Source organism: Verrucomicrobiota bacterium (assembly GCA_016200005.1).
Taxonomy (GTDB): Bacteria; Verrucomicrobiota; Verrucomicrobiia; order Limisphaerales; family PALSA-1396; genus PALSA-1396.
The window spans coordinates 73,211-87,664 of record JACQFP010000022.1 but is presented as its reverse complement, the minus strand read 5'-3'; the positions used below and the strand labels follow the sequence as shown (position 1 = coordinate 87,664).

The window sequence follows — 14,454 nt, the reverse complement described above, 5'->3', positions numbered from 1 at the left end:
GACCAATGTCACCGTGGCAGCGGACTGAATGACGGCTGAAACTAAAAGGAGGCCCGCAGGCCTCCTCCTTTTTTCGAATCAACCAGCCCCAACGTCTTATCTGTGCTTGTTACGTTGGTCGTGCGGAACTGACACAATGGCCGTGGCTGGTTCAGAAACATTGCCGGAAGCGTCGGTGGCTTGAATTGTGATGGCATAGATCCGACCGCTGCCTTGGCCAGACCGCTCGGAGCGAAGCTTGACGGTGTGGTCGCCCGTAATCACCCAGTCGATGGACGTGTTGCCGTCTCCATGGCCATTCACCGCTTCGTTGCTGGTCACGGAGATGATCTTCCACGTCGTAGGGCCGCAGGCGTCAGTCACCACCGCTTTCACAATGATCGGCAACAATTTGTGGTTCGGCGGCCAGAGACGTTTGGGAGTCGTCGAGACCGATTCGATCACCGGTGGAGTCGTATCAACAACAACAATCGTGCTGGAGCAACTGGCCGAATTACCGGCGGTATCAGTGACCGTGATCGCGATCTCATTGGTGCCCAGCGGCAGGCTGCCCGTGAAAGTAATTGTCGCCGCGGTATGCGGACTTCCTGCCGCCACCTGGTTGGTTTGAAACGCAACTCCATTCAATTTCCACACTGCCACTAACGCGTCTCCATCTGCATCCGAGACGTTTGCCGAGTAGGTGGTTGGCACGCCGCATTCCACCGTGGCAGCCGGCGGACAAGCCACGACAGGGGCAGCGGCTTGACTCTGGCAGATTGCCGCCTGCGAGATGGCGAGAAGTGACAACAGGGTTAACAGTGATTTCTTCATAGACGATTTCCTCCGCTTGGGTGTTAGAGTTTTACAACAGTGTTTAACAGCGTTATTTGAATACCATTGGCTGCATTAAAAGGCAAGCTTAAAGTAAATCGAGTCATGAGGTTGAGTCTGAGTTGGAGTGTCTGGTTGACGATCAGCGCATGAATGACTAGGCTCATAACGGTTTCAAGAATGATTGCCAACACCATCCTTAAGCAGACCGGCGCTCCGGCGTTTCGCACGGGCGATGAACGGCTGGTCAAAGTCACGGCCAGCGCAGCCAGAAAGGTCAGCTCGCTTCTCGCAAAGCAAGGGCGACCGCAGGGCGTGTTGCGTGTCGCCGTCGTGGGCGGCGGTTGCTCCGGCTTGCAATACAAGATGGACCTGCAGGATGGCCCGGCCAACCGCGATATCCTCGTCGAAAGCAGCGGCATCAAGGTGGTCGTTGATCCCAAGAGCGCGCTCTACGTCACCGGCAGTGAACTGGATTATGTGGATGCATTGCAGGAGGGTGGATTCAAGGTTAAGAACCCCAACGCCGCCACGAGTTGTTCTTGCGGCGAGAGTTTTAGCGCGTGAGCCAACCCAACAATTCATAATGAGAATGGCCGCAGGTAGAACGAGTTTCAGAGCCTTCAGCTTTTAAGTTTCGTTTTGAATCATTGATTCGTCACCGTGCTCGATTATTTTGCCTTTCTCAACGAACCGCGCCGCCCGTGGCTCGACCCTGAATCGCTGAAGGCGAAATTCCTGGCGCGAGCTTCCGAGATTCATCCCGACCGGCTTCACATGAACAGCGTAGCGGAAAAGGTGACCGCCACCCGCCGTTATACCGAACTCAATGCGGCCTTCATCTGCCTGTGTGAGCCCAAGGACCGACTCCTGCACTTGCTGGAACTGGAACGTGGCTTGAGGCCGGCGGCGTTGCAGAACGTTCCACTTGAAACAATGGACTTGTTCGCCGAGGTCGCCAAACTCTGTCGCGAGGCCGACGCGTTCCTGACGGAGAAGAGCAAAATAACTTCGCCGCTGTTGAAGGTCAAAACGTTCGAGCGCGGTGCAGATCGGACGGAGAAACTCAAGGCGTTGCTGCTGAAGCTTGACACCCGGCGTGACGAACTGACGGAGGAATTGAAGTTGATGAACCGCGCCTGGGAGTCGTCGCAATCGTCCAGGCCACTGAATCGCGTGGAGGAACTCTACCGACATTTCAGCTTCATCGCCCGGTGGACGGAACAAATACGGGATCGACTCGTGCAACTTTCCATCTGATCGCGCTGATGAAACGGTTGATCTGCTCCTTTGTTGGCGGTGTCCTCGCGTTTGCGTTGCGAGCCGACGACTCCTGGCCAACGGCCCTCTCCCAAATGCCGCTCAACGTTAAGGTCACGCAACTCAACCGCACCAACTGCGTGGAACTGATGTTGCGCGCCTTTCAGTCCAACGACACGGTCAAGGCGCTCATCTTCATGCCCGGTGCCACGGACGAATTCTATTTTTTCCGACGCGCTCACGCGGTATTGACCAATACGTCCCCTACTCTGCTGGACGCCGTGCAGGCGCTCACGAACCAGACGTTGATTCACCTGACGTTTCGCCCGCCAATGCTCCTGCTTCACACGCTTGAGGATCCCGTGGAACCATTGTTCCATATCGAAAGCTGGGAAGCTGAGGAGCGACTTCGGAAAGCGCGCTTCGTCCCGCACGCCCTCTACAACGACCGCGACTGGGATCATCTACTGCCGACATTGAGCAAGAAACTGAAAATGCGATTCCTGCCCTATCGGAACACGCGGGATTCGTGGCATTTTTTCCGGCACAGCTTCGCCGGCTGGGACCTGACCGGGTGGGAAGCGTTGGAAGCGGTTTCGCTGGCTGGCAAAACGACCTTCACTGTTCAAAAACGCCGGGTCATCTTTGCAGGCGACACGCGGATACCGCAGAGCAAGAAGCCATGAGGCCACGCCGACGTTGTCCATTTTGAGGCACCCGGCGTCTAATTTGAGACACTTGCCTTGATCCCTCCGACTGTAAGGTTGCTGAATTGGCCGGAAGAAAAGGTTCTCAGTAATGGTATGGCCCCTGCTAAATGGCTTTCATGCAAGAAATACTGAATTTCGATTCTCGAAATTTTGTATCGCTCTCCGCCTTCGTCATCATGATGGGGGTAGAAAGGCCTGCCGTAAATCTGCCGGTTAGCGTTGCGCCCTTGGCGTAGCGTCCCTCGCATTGGGTTGTTTCTGGCGGTCCGCGAAAGCGGATCGCCAGTTTCTCTTGGCAAGGAAAGACCCGGCTCGCTCCATACCGACGGCTAGTGCGAAGCCCTTTGTCCCGTCGCCGCAGTCTGCAACGGAACCGGCAGGAAGTCTTTGACCAGCTCAGCAGACTTCACTTCATAAATCCGAATCTTGCCGTCGAACCCACCTGTGACGATCTGGTTTGTTTGCGGGTTGAACGCGATGGAAAACACGGCGCCGGCATTCCCTTTCAAAGTACTCAACCGCGAACCATCACTCGTCTTGTAAAGTCGCACTTCGCCGCCGACCGTGCCTACCGCGAGCGTGTTCCCGTCCGGGCTGTAGGCGATGGAACAGACCGGACCAGTCTGTCGCTCAAACTCCCGCACGAGGTTCACATCGTTATTGGCCGCCGTGCGACCCTGGTTGTCGGAAATCTTGTAAATGCGGGCTGTCCCCAGATCACCGCCGTAGGCGATCACGTCCTCCTTGGGATGCCGGGCGATGCACATCACACCTTCGAGCAGTTTGTTGATATCGTCGATGAACTGCCCGTTGGCCACGTTGATAAGCTTCATCGCCCGATCGCGGCTGCCGGTCACCAACCGCTTGCCGTCCAGAGTAAAAGTGGTGCCGAAAATCCAATCACTGTGGTTGTCAAATTTCATCAACTCCTTGCCGTCGCGAACGGCAATGATCCGGACCACCTTGTCCGCACCGCCAAAAGCGACACGCTCCCCGTCAGGCGAAAAGGAAACGCCGTAAAGCGAATCGGTGCTGATCTTGTAGGAATGCTTGAGTTCGTGTGTGGCCGCGTCCCAAATCTGAATCTCGCCAAAGCGCGCTGGGGCGCCGCCGCTGACCGCCAACAAATGTCCCTCCGGCGAAAACGCGATCGACTCGATGCGCGGCGATTCACCAACCAGTCGCGCGATCAGTGCCGAGCCATCGGCCTTGTGGAGCACGACCTCGTGATACCCGGAGATCGCCAGAATTTTGCCGTCCGGCGAATAGGCCAGTGCCGAGACCAGCGCTGGCGACGTGTAAACGGGGGGCGCACTCAGCTTGAAGGAATTGGCGTTGGCCGGCGTGTCGTCTTTTGCGCCCTCCTTGATCCAGCGCTCGATCAATGCCACTTCAATCTTGCTCAACGGATCGCCCTCCTTCGGCATGTTCGGTTCGTCGCCGCTGACTTCCTCGATCACGCGGCTCGCTGCGGGCTCGCCCGGCTTGAAAGCCCCGCCATGCTTGCCGCCCTTTTGAAATGCCGCATAGGTCGTCAGGTCCAGTTCCCCTTTCAACTTTCCGGGATGATGACAACCATTACAGCTCCGTTTGAAAATCGGAAACACTTCCCCGTAGTAACTCACCGGTTTGCTGTCCGCCGCGCGGCCGAGGCTGGGGCACAGCAACATAACGCTCAAAAGCAGAAACCAGCGTCGAGACTTGTGCATAAGGATCATTTTCCGACGGCGTCCGCCGTTTCCTCCGGCGGCGCGGTGACAATCAATTTAATTTCTCCGGTGCGGTGTTTGTAAATCCGGTCATGGAACATCGCCGTGCCGAGTACTGTGAATGAAATCTCCTTTCCCACGAGTTCCTTGTTTGTCGCAGTGATGCTCACATTGGCTTCCGGCTCATTGGTCTGAATCTTGTCATAGCGGGCCACCACACCTTCGGGCAAGCCTTCAATCGCCAGGGCAATCTCGTTGCTGAATCCGCTTCTCCGGTTCGCTCTCACCGAAAAGACCGCTTCTCCAGCGGCAGATTTTTTTTCAGGCGGCAGGGCGACCACGGAGAGGCGTGGCAGTGAACTGACGAGGGCAAAGGGAATCTGATTGATGGTGAGTGGAATCGCCCGTGAGTAGTCCGTCAAGGTTTGATCGTCCACCTTGGCTGTGGCTTTGATGTTAATTGGTCGAGTTCCCGTCTCGGCATCAACATTGACGTTCAGCTTCAAATTCGCACGCTGCCGATCACTCCTTAACGTTTCGGTCACAACACCCACGCTCTTGGAGATCGGATCGCGTGCCGCCAAGAAACCTACCACCGTTAATTCGATGTCGTTCGTGAAACCGTTCTTGCGTTGCACCGCAACATCGATTGTCGCGGCCTGTCCCTGGTCAACAGCGACCACCGACGTAATGGGATCGACCACAAACGGCGGCGCCTCGAGCACCGTCACAAATGCCTCCTCCACCGGCCGATCCTTCGTCTGCGAATTGGCGCGCCGCTTCTTCGTCGAGGGCTGGTCCACGATCACCGCGTTTGCCGTGTGTGTGGCTAACTTTCCGCCGATGAAAGCGGTGGCGACCAGTTTGATCGGGGAACTTCCCGGCGCGGCATTCGGCGCCGCGGAGATGGTCATCGATCCGCTCGACGTGTTTTCCGCCAGCACCACGGGTTCGCAAAATACTCCCGTCGGCAGGTTGCGAAACGCGAACCGTACTGCGCCGGTGAAACCACCCTGCCGCGTTACTTCGCACCGCACAGGCACGTGACCGCCGCGAGTCACGCGCAACGCATCCGGAAAGAACTCCACGCTGAAGTCCGGTGCTGGCGGTCGAATGGACAAGCGATACGCAAACTCCTCCCCGCCGCGTTCATTTAAATCACGAATCGAGATCGTGTATTCCTGGTTTGTGGCAAATTTGTCATAATCAATCCGCGCCTCCTCCCCATCATCGCCATTTTTTTGCTGGAGAACTTTTCCGGAAGCGTCGGTGAGCGTCAACAAGGCGTCCAACGGCGAGCCGAATCGTTCTGCGGCCACCGAGCAGATCAGGCGCCGGGCGTTGTCGCTCTTAAATGTGAAGAGATCCACATCCTTTGGTTTGCCAATGCGCCCGTTGACGACCAGCGGAACGCTGACCAAATTCGCCTGGTTCGTCGTATCGTTTGGCTCCGTCTCCGTCAACTCCGGCAGATCATCCACGATAAAATCCCTGGGGTTGGACAGCCCGCTCTCAGTTTGCGCCCGAATCTCCGCCCCTCCAAGTGGCGCATTGGAAGCAATCTTGCGGGTCAGTCTTGTGGCATCGCCAAGATTCCGACCTTTGAGGGCGATCTCAACCGCGTGACTACGCTGGCCGCCAAAAGGAAAGATTGATTCGAGATAGGGAATTGTTCCGGCATGGATGCGATACTTGAAATCCTTGCCGCCTTGGTAACGAAAATCTCTCAGTTGCAGCAGATACTCGCCGGCTCGCGGAGCGCTGAACTCAATCAACGAATCGAAACCATTGGCGTCCTCGTTGCGGGCCAGTTCCTTTCCCGCGTCGTCGAGGACCGCGAGTGACGAATCCAACGACGACCCGTCGCGCATCGCGTGAACGTCAAAAATCAATTGCTCGCCTTTCTTCGCGTGAAAACGAAAGTAATCGACTTCGGATGCGGCGCTGATGACGCCGTTGATGGCCGCCGGCAATCCGACGGATTGCGCCTGGTCAGGAGAATTGTTGGGTGGCTTTTCGACGACTTCCACCAGATCACTCACGCCAAAGGAGAGCGGCTCGGAAACGCCGAAGAGTGTGACTACCCGCACTTCAATTTGACCCAACGGAGCGTTCGTAGCAACCGTGACCCTGGCCGTCACCTTGTCGTTGTCCGTTGCGACGATATCGGAAACCTTGATTGCGTTGCGCGTCTTGCGAGCATCGCCGCTGCTGAAAAAGATCGCTGTGGCATTTTTCAGATTGTTGCCGGAAAAGACGAGTTCAGCCGTGGTACCGCGTTGAACCCATTCGGGCGCGACCGAGCTGATTTTGGGAACGGGTTGGGCGCGGGCAACAACGGCAACGGCGAGCGACAAGCAAATCATCGCCAGCGAAGCCCGACGAAGTTTTCTGTCAGAATCTAGTTCCGTAGGAGCGGCATATTTATAGGACCGACGTCCAGTCAGCCCCAAGCCCCGCAGGGGCGGCATGATCGTTTTCGATGCCGCTCCTACGGAGCTTGAATCATTTGTCTCAGCGCCGTCTATAATGATGTCGCCCCTGCTGGGCTGGCAAAAGCGCGTCATCCAAACAATGCCGTCACCGGCTCCGCCTGCACCAGTTCGCGTGGCTGGTTGAGGTGATTGTAAATAATGGTGTGCGGGTCGATGCCCAACGCGTGATACACCGTGGCCAGAATTTGTGTCGGATGCACTGGATTTTCCGCCGGCGACGAACCGGTGGCGTCGGACTTGCCGTAGAGTGCTCCACGCTTGATGCCCGCGCCGGCGACCAGCGCCGTGTAACAATAAGGCCAGTGATCGCGTCCATCCGGTGCGTTGCCATTGCCGGACGTGCTGACGCCCAGTCGCGGCGAACGCCCGAACTCGCCGATCGCCACCACCAAAGTTTCTTTCAACATGCCTCGTTGGTCCAGGTCCTCAAGGAGCGCGGAGAGTCCGCTATCGAGCTTGGGGCAATGAAGTTCGCGCAGCGGGCCGAAGTTGGCCGCGTGCGTGTCCCAGGCATCGACTTTCGGATCACCATTGGCCACCGCCGGCCAATTCATTTGCACGAAGCGCGTGCCGGCTTCGATCAATCGCCGCGCCATCAGACAGCCCTGCCCAAAGGTGTGCCGGCCATAACGGTCGCGCGTCTTGTCGGTTTCTTGCGTGAGGTCGAAGGCATTGCGCGCCCGGCCCGACAAGACCAGATCGAACGCCCTCTGATAGTAACGATCCAGCGCGTACGACGAAACCGCCTTGTCGATCTCCGGCATCGACTCGTTGACTTTTTGGAGCAGCGATGCGCGCCGTTTCATGCGGTCCTCGCTGACGTCTTTGCGCAAGGTGAGATCGTCGAGCTTAAATTCCTTGTTGGGATCCTGGTAAAAATAATACGGATCATACGCCGCGCCGAGAAAGCCTGCCGTGCCGCCCTTGCCAACGACGTTGCTCTCCTGCAATGCGCGGGGCAACATCACGAACGGCAACATCGGCACATCAGACGGTTTCAATTTCACAACCTGCGATCCGGCATTCGGGAAATCGTTCGGCGACGGTGGTTCGAGCTGGCCTGACGGCGAGACGCGATCGGGAGTATAGCCCGTCATCATCTGGTAGATGGCAGCGGTGTGATTGAACAAACCGGCGGGCGTGTAACTCACCGAGCGAATCAACGTGGCCTTGTCCATCTGCTTCGCCATCATCGGCATGACTTCCGAGAGCCAGATGCCGGGCACATTCGATTTGATCGGCTTGAACTCCCCGCGGATGTTCGATGGCGCATCGGGTTTGGGGTCCCAGATGTCGATGTGGCTCGGCCCGCCCTGCAGAAAGACGAGGATGACCGATTTGGCCTGTCCCCAACCGCTCTTGGACTTAGCGGTCTCGGCCGCCGGGTAGGCTTGGAGTCGCAAAACGTCGCCCAACGCCAGACCGAAGAGGCCGGCGCCGCCGACGCGAATGAATTCACGACGGCTGAAACCGTCGCAAGTGCTGCCAGATTTTCCGGGGATGCTTAACATAGTGATCTCCTATTCCAGTCGGGGTTCGTGGTTTTTCAAATAAGAGCGAATTTTCGGGCGAAGATGGTCGATCATGATTTGCCGGTGAATCTCAAATCCAAGTGAAGCGCCCAAAAGTCCAGAAATGATCGTTTCTATTTCAAAGTATGCTCCAATTCCGGCACCTAGGCCCGCCCCTAGCGGACAAATCAGGTAACTCAAGTTGAACCAATCCCTATTATGAAAATAAAACCGACGCCAAATCCTACGAGCTTCTTTGCAAGGGACATTCTCTAGTTCAGGGATAGCCATTTCGGAGGAGTATATCTTCATAACTTTTTCATTCTACCGATTAAACAAAAACGCCGGACTGTTTAACAAAGCCCACGCCAAATCCTGCGCCACTTCCAAACGCGTCCCACCCGCCGAAAAATCGATCGCGGCCATTTCCTTTTCCGTCGGCAACCGGCACAAAATGGCCAGGTAAAGTTCCTCAACCACTTTCTTGTCGTCCTTCTCCGACTTCACAAGCTTGGCGATGCGGTTGTTGGGCGCACTGATGGCCTCGCCAAACGTATCGCCGTTGATCATGTTGATGGCGTGGGAAAGCGTGATGTTGCTGGTCCGTTCACACTCGCACGCGGACTGGCGTTTGGGGCGTCCGAACAATGCCAGAAAATCATTGCCCGCCACCGTGCCGTCGGGCACTTGACCGGCACTCATCCCCTGGGGCATACCCTTGAACTTCTCGTCCGAGCCGGTGGCGAGGGCCACGGCGTCCATCAATTGCTCGGCGCTTAGCCGGCGCGGGGCCGCGTGTGAGAAGTTGCTTTTGTCGTCCTCGTTCCATTTGCCGGTCTTGATGGAGAGTTGATACGTCCGTGACTGGCAAATGGTGCGCATGAGTTTCTTCGCATCGAAATTGTTTTTAAGAAAATCCTTGGTCAAAGCGTCGAGCAGTTCCGGGTTGCTGGGCGGATTGCCGGCGCGGATGTCGTCCACCGGTTCAATGATTCCCCGGCCCAGGAAATAACTCCACACGCGGTTGGCGTAGGATTTCGCAAACAACGGATTGTCGCGCGCCGTCAGCCAGTCCGCCAACGCCTCCCGCCGGTCCGCGTCGGCGGCCATGGATTCGGCCTTCCCGAACGGCACTTTTGCCGCCGCGACCATGTCATTCTTCAGATACTTGACCTCGCCACCGGAATAATTGCGATAGACAACTTCCTCTTCCGGCAACGGGCCTTTCTTGAAGGAGACCTTGGCGAAGAACGCGCCCAGTTCGTAATACTGGCTCTGTGTCCATTTCTCAAACGGGTGGTCGTGACATTTGTTGCAGTTGAAGCGCGTGCCGAGAAATGTCTGGCTGATGTCCTCGGTCATCTTGCCGGAGTCGCGCAAGACGCGATAATAATTCACCGCCGGATTTTGATAGCAACTGCCTTCGGAGGTCAGCAGCTCGCGGACGAATCGATCGTAGGGTTTGTTCTGGGCAATCGATTGCTTGATCCAATCCCGGAAAACCCACATGCCCTTCTGCCCCAAACGCTCGCTGTTGCACTGAAGCAGGTCAGCCCACTTGTTGGCCCAGTGCGTCACGTAGTCCTTGCTCTCCAGCAACTCGTCGATCAGCCGATCCCGTTTCACGCGGGTCGGGGACTTGTAGTTGAGAAACACGCGCACGCGCTCCGGTGTCGGTGGCAAACCGGTGAGGTCAAGCGAAACGCGGCGGATGAATTCTGCGTCAGTGCAAAGTTCCGAAGGCAGGATTTTCATCCGCTTCAACTTCGCGTTGACGTGCTGGTCGATGTAATTGTTTTCGGGCATCTTGGCCCATTGGAAACCGGAGCGGTCGCCCATGATCCGCACTTCCCGCGCCGCATAAATCCCTTCGTAGCGAATCAGGATCGCCGCTTCGCCGCGTCGGACACCAGTCACAACGCCATCCTTGACCTCGGCCACATCGCCATTGTTGCTGGTAAAGACGGCCTCACGTGTGACATCACGAACGCTGTTGTCCGGGTAATGCGCCAACACGAGGATTTGTTGAGTGCGCCCGGGCAGATCCATCTCCACGTCGGCAGGCAGGACTTCCACTTCCTTTGCGCGAGCGGTAGTTGGGTTTTCAGTTTTTGCACCTTCTACCAACCATTGCCGCAGCATTTGATGATAGCGCGAGCCGGGCTTGATGGCTTGGCGACCTTCATGCGGCACCTCGGCAATTGGTTTGAGCAACATCAAACTGTCATCCACCACGGCGCGGTTGATGCGGCGACCGGCAAGGTCGTTGACGAGCGCCTGATAATCGTAATCAGGATCGTAACCGCGCAACGAAAGCTTGAAACCATTCTTGCCCTTGGCCGAACCGTGACAGGTGCCGGCGTTGCAACCAACTTTGCTGAGGACGGGTTCGATGTCGCGGACAAAACGAATCTCCGGCACCGTCGCGCTCTCAACCGTCACTGGCAGCTTGATCTGTTTACCCGCCGCAGAAACCGTTACCACTGCCGCACCTTTGTTTTTGGCGTGGACGAAACCTTCCGAGTTGATCTCGACGTTCAGCGAATCGCTTTTCAGGATCGCCTGTGAAGTTAGGTCGAGCCACTGGCCGGAATCGGTCTTGCCCCAGACGAGCACGCGGCGTTCATCCCGTCCGTCGTGAAGCGTGAGCGAGGCGGGTTCGAGTTTAAGGGCGCGAATGGCCGGGACAGGCGGCGCGGGCACGGCGGTCTTGCCGGAAGCAGCCATCTTCTCAGCCCGCGCTGGTAAAACGATTGCCAGCGCGATCAGCGCAGACACGGTCAAACTAAAGTTGCGGCACATGCGCATCAGATCAATCCATCTCAAACCGGAACCGAAGAACGCCTGCAAAGCGATCTTCTTACAGGTCTGGTTGTGCTCCGAATCTACGCACCAAGCGGATTTTCGCAAGACTTTTCGCCGACCAAGAAACGCCTGTCCTTCTACGACGACGTCATTGCGCCGGCCACCATAAAAGGACGGTGGATTTCAGATTTAACGTTTCGGCTGAAATGCCATGACGCTTAAAGGCGGCAAAGTGAATTCGGCGGAGTAAGATTGGTTGTGTTGGTTGTAATCTTCCGCCTTCACACCGCCCAGATTACCCGCGTTGCTGCCGCCGTAAATCGCCGCGTCGCTGTTCAACACCTCGCGCCAGTCGCCGGGTCGCGGCAGGCCGATGCGATAATTCGTCCGCAGCACCGGCGTTAAATTCATTATGACCACCAGTTCGCTCGTGCGCTCCGAATTCTGCCGCGCAAAAGAAAAGATGCTGCTTTGGTGATCGGCGCAATCAATCCAGTAAAACCCGCTCGTGTCGTAGTCCGATTGCCAGAGCACGGATTCAGCGAGATAAAGTCTGTTCACGTCCTCGATGAACCGTTGCAAGCCACGATGGTAAGGGCCTTGCTCCAGCAAATGCCATTCGAGCGACGCGTTGGCGTTCCACTCCGCGCTTTGACCAAATTCGCCGCCCATGAAGAGCAACGGCTTGCCGGGGAACAACCATTGGTAACCGAGCAACGCGCGCAGGTTCGCGAATTTCTGCCAATCATCTCCCGGCATCCGCCCCAGCAGCGAGCCTTTGCCGTGGACCACCTCATCGTGAGAAAGCGGCAGGATGAAATTTTCGTGATGATGGTAGATCATCGCGAAGGTCAGGTCGTTCTGATGATATTTGCGATGCACCGGATCGTGGCTGAAATAGTCGAGCGTGTCGTGCATCCAACCCATGTTCCATTTGAAGGAAAAGCCGAGGCCGCCGAGATACGGCGGTCGCGTCACCAACGGCCACGCCGTGGATTCTTCGGCGATAGTGACTACGCCGGGCGATTCCGTATGCACGAGGTGATTGAATTTCTTCAGGAACTCAATCGCCTCCAGATTTTCGCGGCCGCCGTATTGGTTGGGAATCCACTCGCCCTCGTTGCGCGAGTAATCGAGGTAAAGCATCGACGCCACCGCATCCACGCGCAAGCCATCGATGTGAAAGCGGTCGCACCAGAACAGCGCGTTCGCCGTCAGAAAATTGCTGACCTCATGGCGGCCGTAGTTGAAGATCAGTGTCCCCCAATCCTGATGCGCGCCTTTGCGCGGGTCTTCGTGCTCATACAACGCCGTGCCGTCGAAACGGGCGAGCGCCCAGTCGTCGCGCGGAAAATGCGCCGGCACCCAATCGACGAGCACGCCGATGCCCGCGGCGTGCAGCGCATTGACAAGGTATTGAAAATCATCGGGCGTGCCGAAGCGACCGGTCGGCGAGTAGAAACCCGTCACCTGATAACCCCACGACGGATAAAAGGCGTGTTCGGACACCGGCAGAAATTCGACGTGGGTGAAGCCGAGTTGTTTGACGTAATCCACCAGCGGCCCGGCCAGTTCACGATAGCTGAACGATTCCGCCGCCGACTTCTTCCGCCACGATCCGAGATGAACTTCGTAAATGCTGAATGGCGATTTCAACGGGTCCTGTTCGCGACGACGCTTCAACCACGGTCCATCCGTCCAGGTAAATTTGCGATTGTTCCAGACGATGGAAGCGTTCTTAGGCGCCGCTTCAAAGAAAAACCCGTAGGGGTCGGCTTTCAACACCAACGCGCCCAGGAGGTTTTTGATTTCATATTTGTAATGCGTCCCCTCGCCCACTCCCGGAACGAACAACTCCCAGACTCCGGATGCGCCGAGCAATCGCATTGGATGATAACGCCCGTCCCAGCCGTTGAAATCGCCGACGACGCTGATCCGCTTCGCGTTGGGTGCCCAAACGGCAAAGCTGGTACCGTGGACGCCATCAAAGGTGCGCAGTTGCGCGCCGAGCTTGTCGTAGATGCGGCGCTCATCACCCTTGCCGAACAAATACAAATCAGTCTCGCCCAGCGTCGGCAGAAAGGAATACGCATCGCGCGTGCGCCGCACCTTGCCTTGACCATCCGTGATCACCAGATCGTAAGCGTAAACGTGATTGGCCTCCCGCGTAACGCCTTCGAACAAACCGGCTTCGTGTAGTTCTTCGAGTTTGAACTTGGGTCTCTGCTTTTCGTGGGTGGGGACGACCTCCACATTCGCGGCATTTGGCAGGAAGGCCCGCGCCACAAGTCCGGAGCCATCGCCGAGTGGATGCATGCCCAACAACTGGTGTGGCGAGCGGTGTTGAACTCTAATCAAGCTCTGTAATTCATCCTGGGTTAGGAGCATGGCCGCGGCATTCTGGCAGGATGGGAGAGAATTGAAATGGAAAAAGGCAAACAGCCTGCGCGACAAGTTGGTGCAGAACCAAATCCGCTGCCCCGACGAAACTTATTTCGATACGTGTGGCATGATGTGCTCGAGTTGCGCCCTATGAACGTCGAGGCAGCCCTCTGTCCAAACGACAAAATCGGCCAAGGCCATTTTCTTGTCCACTGGCCACTGGGCGCTGATGCGCTGGTCGATTTGTTCGGGCGTCCAGCCCCGACTCAGCAGCCTCTGACGCTGTGTCGGGGCGGAACAGGCCACGCAAATGGTGGCGTCGAATTGCGACTCGGAACTTGTCTCAAACAGCAACGGAATCACCACGCCTGCGAGCGACTGCCCTTCGGAACGCCAAACCGCAGCCTGAGCCTGCCACAGAGAGTGAATGCGCGGGTGGAGAATGTTTTCCAGTTGTTTGCGCGCTGCGGCGTCGGCAAAAACACGTCGCGCCAGTTCATCGCGACGCAACTGACCGTTCGGAGCGAGAATCTCGTTGCCGAAGGATTTTTGAATTTCTGCCAAGGCGGGTTGTCCCGGTTCGACAATCTGGCGGGCGAGTAGATCGGTGTCCACAACCGCCACGCCGCGCTCACGGAGCAATTGACTGGAAGTGGATTTCCCCATGCCGATGCCGCCGGTCAGACCGAAAACTTTCATATCACAATTGAAGCGAGCGGGAAACGGCTTGAGATAACAAACGTGACCGCCTGTTTGCGGTCAGGAACAA

General features: G+C 56.9%; 11 protein-coding genes. 3 read left to right on the top strand and 8 right to left on the bottom strand.

Annotated elements, in window-relative coordinates; translation table 11 throughout:
• Positions 1-96: 96 nt before the first annotated feature.
• Positions 97-813 carry a hypothetical protein gene (locus tag HY298_07575; GenBank protein MBI3850134.1) on the bottom strand — a complete coding sequence of 239 codons (717 nt, stop codon included), beginning with the start codon at positions 811-813 and terminating at the stop codon, positions 97-99.
• A gap of 180 nt (positions 814-993) precedes the next feature.
• Here HY298_07575 and HY298_07570 point away from each other — a divergent pair, with 180 nt between their 5' ends.
• From HY298_07570 to HY298_07560, 3 genes are all read left to right on the top strand, one after another.
• A complete protein-coding gene (locus HY298_07570; protein ID MBI3850133.1) occupies positions 994-1,380 on the top strand; it encodes an iron-sulfur cluster assembly accessory protein in 387 nt (128 codons plus the stop codon).
• Between the two features lie 96 nt (positions 1,381-1,476).
• A complete protein-coding gene (locus HY298_07565; GenBank protein MBI3850132.1) occupies positions 1,477-2,073 on the top strand; it encodes a hypothetical protein in 597 nt (198 codons plus the stop codon).
• 8 nt (positions 2,074-2,081) lie between these two features.
• Positions 2,082-2,759, top strand: a complete 678-nt coding sequence (locus HY298_07560; protein MBI3850131.1) for a hypothetical protein — start codon at positions 2,082-2,084, stop codon at positions 2,757-2,759.
• Positions 2,760-3,112: 353 nt separating this feature from the next.
• On the opposite strand, the gene HY298_07555 is transcribed toward HY298_07560, so the two are convergent.
• The 7 genes from HY298_07555 to HY298_07525 all read right to left on the bottom strand — a co-directional run bounded on the left by HY298_07555 (position 3,113) and on the right by HY298_07525 (position 14,384).
• A complete protein-coding gene (locus HY298_07555; GenBank protein MBI3850130.1) occupies positions 3,113-4,492 on the bottom strand; it encodes a hypothetical protein in 1,380 nt (459 codons plus the stop codon).
• A 5-nt stretch (positions 4,493-4,497) separates the two neighbouring features.
• Positions 4,498-6,963 (bottom strand): pre-peptidase C-terminal domain-containing protein, encoded by a 2,466-nt coding sequence (locus tag HY298_07550; GenBank protein ID MBI3850129.1) that lies wholly within the window; start codon positions 6,961-6,963, stop codon positions 4,498-4,500.
• A 92-nt stretch (positions 6,964-7,055) separates the two neighbouring features.
• Entirely contained in the window at positions 7,056-8,498 is a 1,443-nt protein-coding gene (locus HY298_07545) for a DUF1501 domain-containing protein (GenBank protein ID MBI3850128.1), read from the bottom strand.
• A 9-nt stretch (positions 8,499-8,507) separates the two neighbouring features.
• Positions 8,508-8,810, bottom strand: a complete 303-nt coding sequence (locus HY298_07540) for a hypothetical protein (GenBank protein ID MBI3850127.1) — start codon at positions 8,808-8,810, stop codon at positions 8,508-8,510.
• A gap of 12 nt (positions 8,811-8,822) precedes the next feature.
• A complete protein-coding gene (locus tag HY298_07535; GenBank protein ID MBI3850126.1) occupies positions 8,823-11,276 on the bottom strand; it encodes a DUF1553 domain-containing protein in 2,454 nt (817 codons plus the stop codon).
• Between the two features lie 216 nt (positions 11,277-11,492).
• Positions 11,493-13,691, bottom strand: a complete 2,199-nt coding sequence (glgB, locus tag HY298_07530; GenBank protein ID MBI3850125.1) for a 1,4-alpha-glucan branching protein GlgB — start codon at positions 13,689-13,691, stop codon at positions 11,493-11,495.
• Positions 13,692-13,793: 102 nt separating this feature from the next.
• Positions 13,794-14,384, bottom strand: a complete 591-nt coding sequence (locus HY298_07525; GenBank protein MBI3850124.1) for a dephospho-CoA kinase — start codon at positions 14,382-14,384, stop codon at positions 13,794-13,796.
• Positions 14,385-14,454: the final 70 nt, after the last annotated feature.

Excerpts from the sequence above, each read along its gene's own strand:
- HY298_07570 (MBI3850133.1), top strand. The coding sequence starts at position 994 with ATGATTGCCAACACCATCCTTAAGCAGACCGGCGCTCCGGCGTTTCGC.
- HY298_07575 (MBI3850134.1), bottom strand. The coding sequence starts at position 813 with ATGAAGAAATCACTGTTAACCCTGTTGTCACTTCTCGCCATCTCGCAG.
- HY298_07560 (MBI3850131.1), top strand. The coding sequence starts at position 2,082 with ATGAAACGGTTGATCTGCTCCTTTGTTGGCGGTGTCCTCGCGTTTGCG.
- HY298_07550 (MBI3850129.1), bottom strand. The coding sequence starts at position 6,963 with ATGCCGCCCCTGCGGGGCTTGGGGCTGACTGGACGTCGGTCCTATAAA.
- HY298_07545 (MBI3850128.1), bottom strand. The coding sequence starts at position 8,498 with ATGTTAAGCATCCCCGGAAAATCTGGCAGCACTTGCGACGGTTTCAGC.
- HY298_07540 (MBI3850127.1), bottom strand. The coding sequence starts at position 8,810 with ATGAAGATATACTCCTCCGAAATGGCTATCCCTGAACTAGAGAATGTC.
- HY298_07555 (MBI3850130.1), bottom strand. The coding sequence starts at position 4,492 with ATGCACAAGTCTCGACGCTGGTTTCTGCTTTTGAGCGTTATGTTGCTG.
- HY298_07525 (MBI3850124.1), bottom strand. The coding sequence starts at position 14,384 with ATGAAAGTTTTCGGTCTGACCGGCGGCATCGGCATGGGGAAATCCACT.
- glgB (MBI3850125.1), bottom strand. The coding sequence starts at position 13,691 with ATGCTCCTAACCCAGGATGAATTACAGAGCTTGATTAGAGTTCAACAC.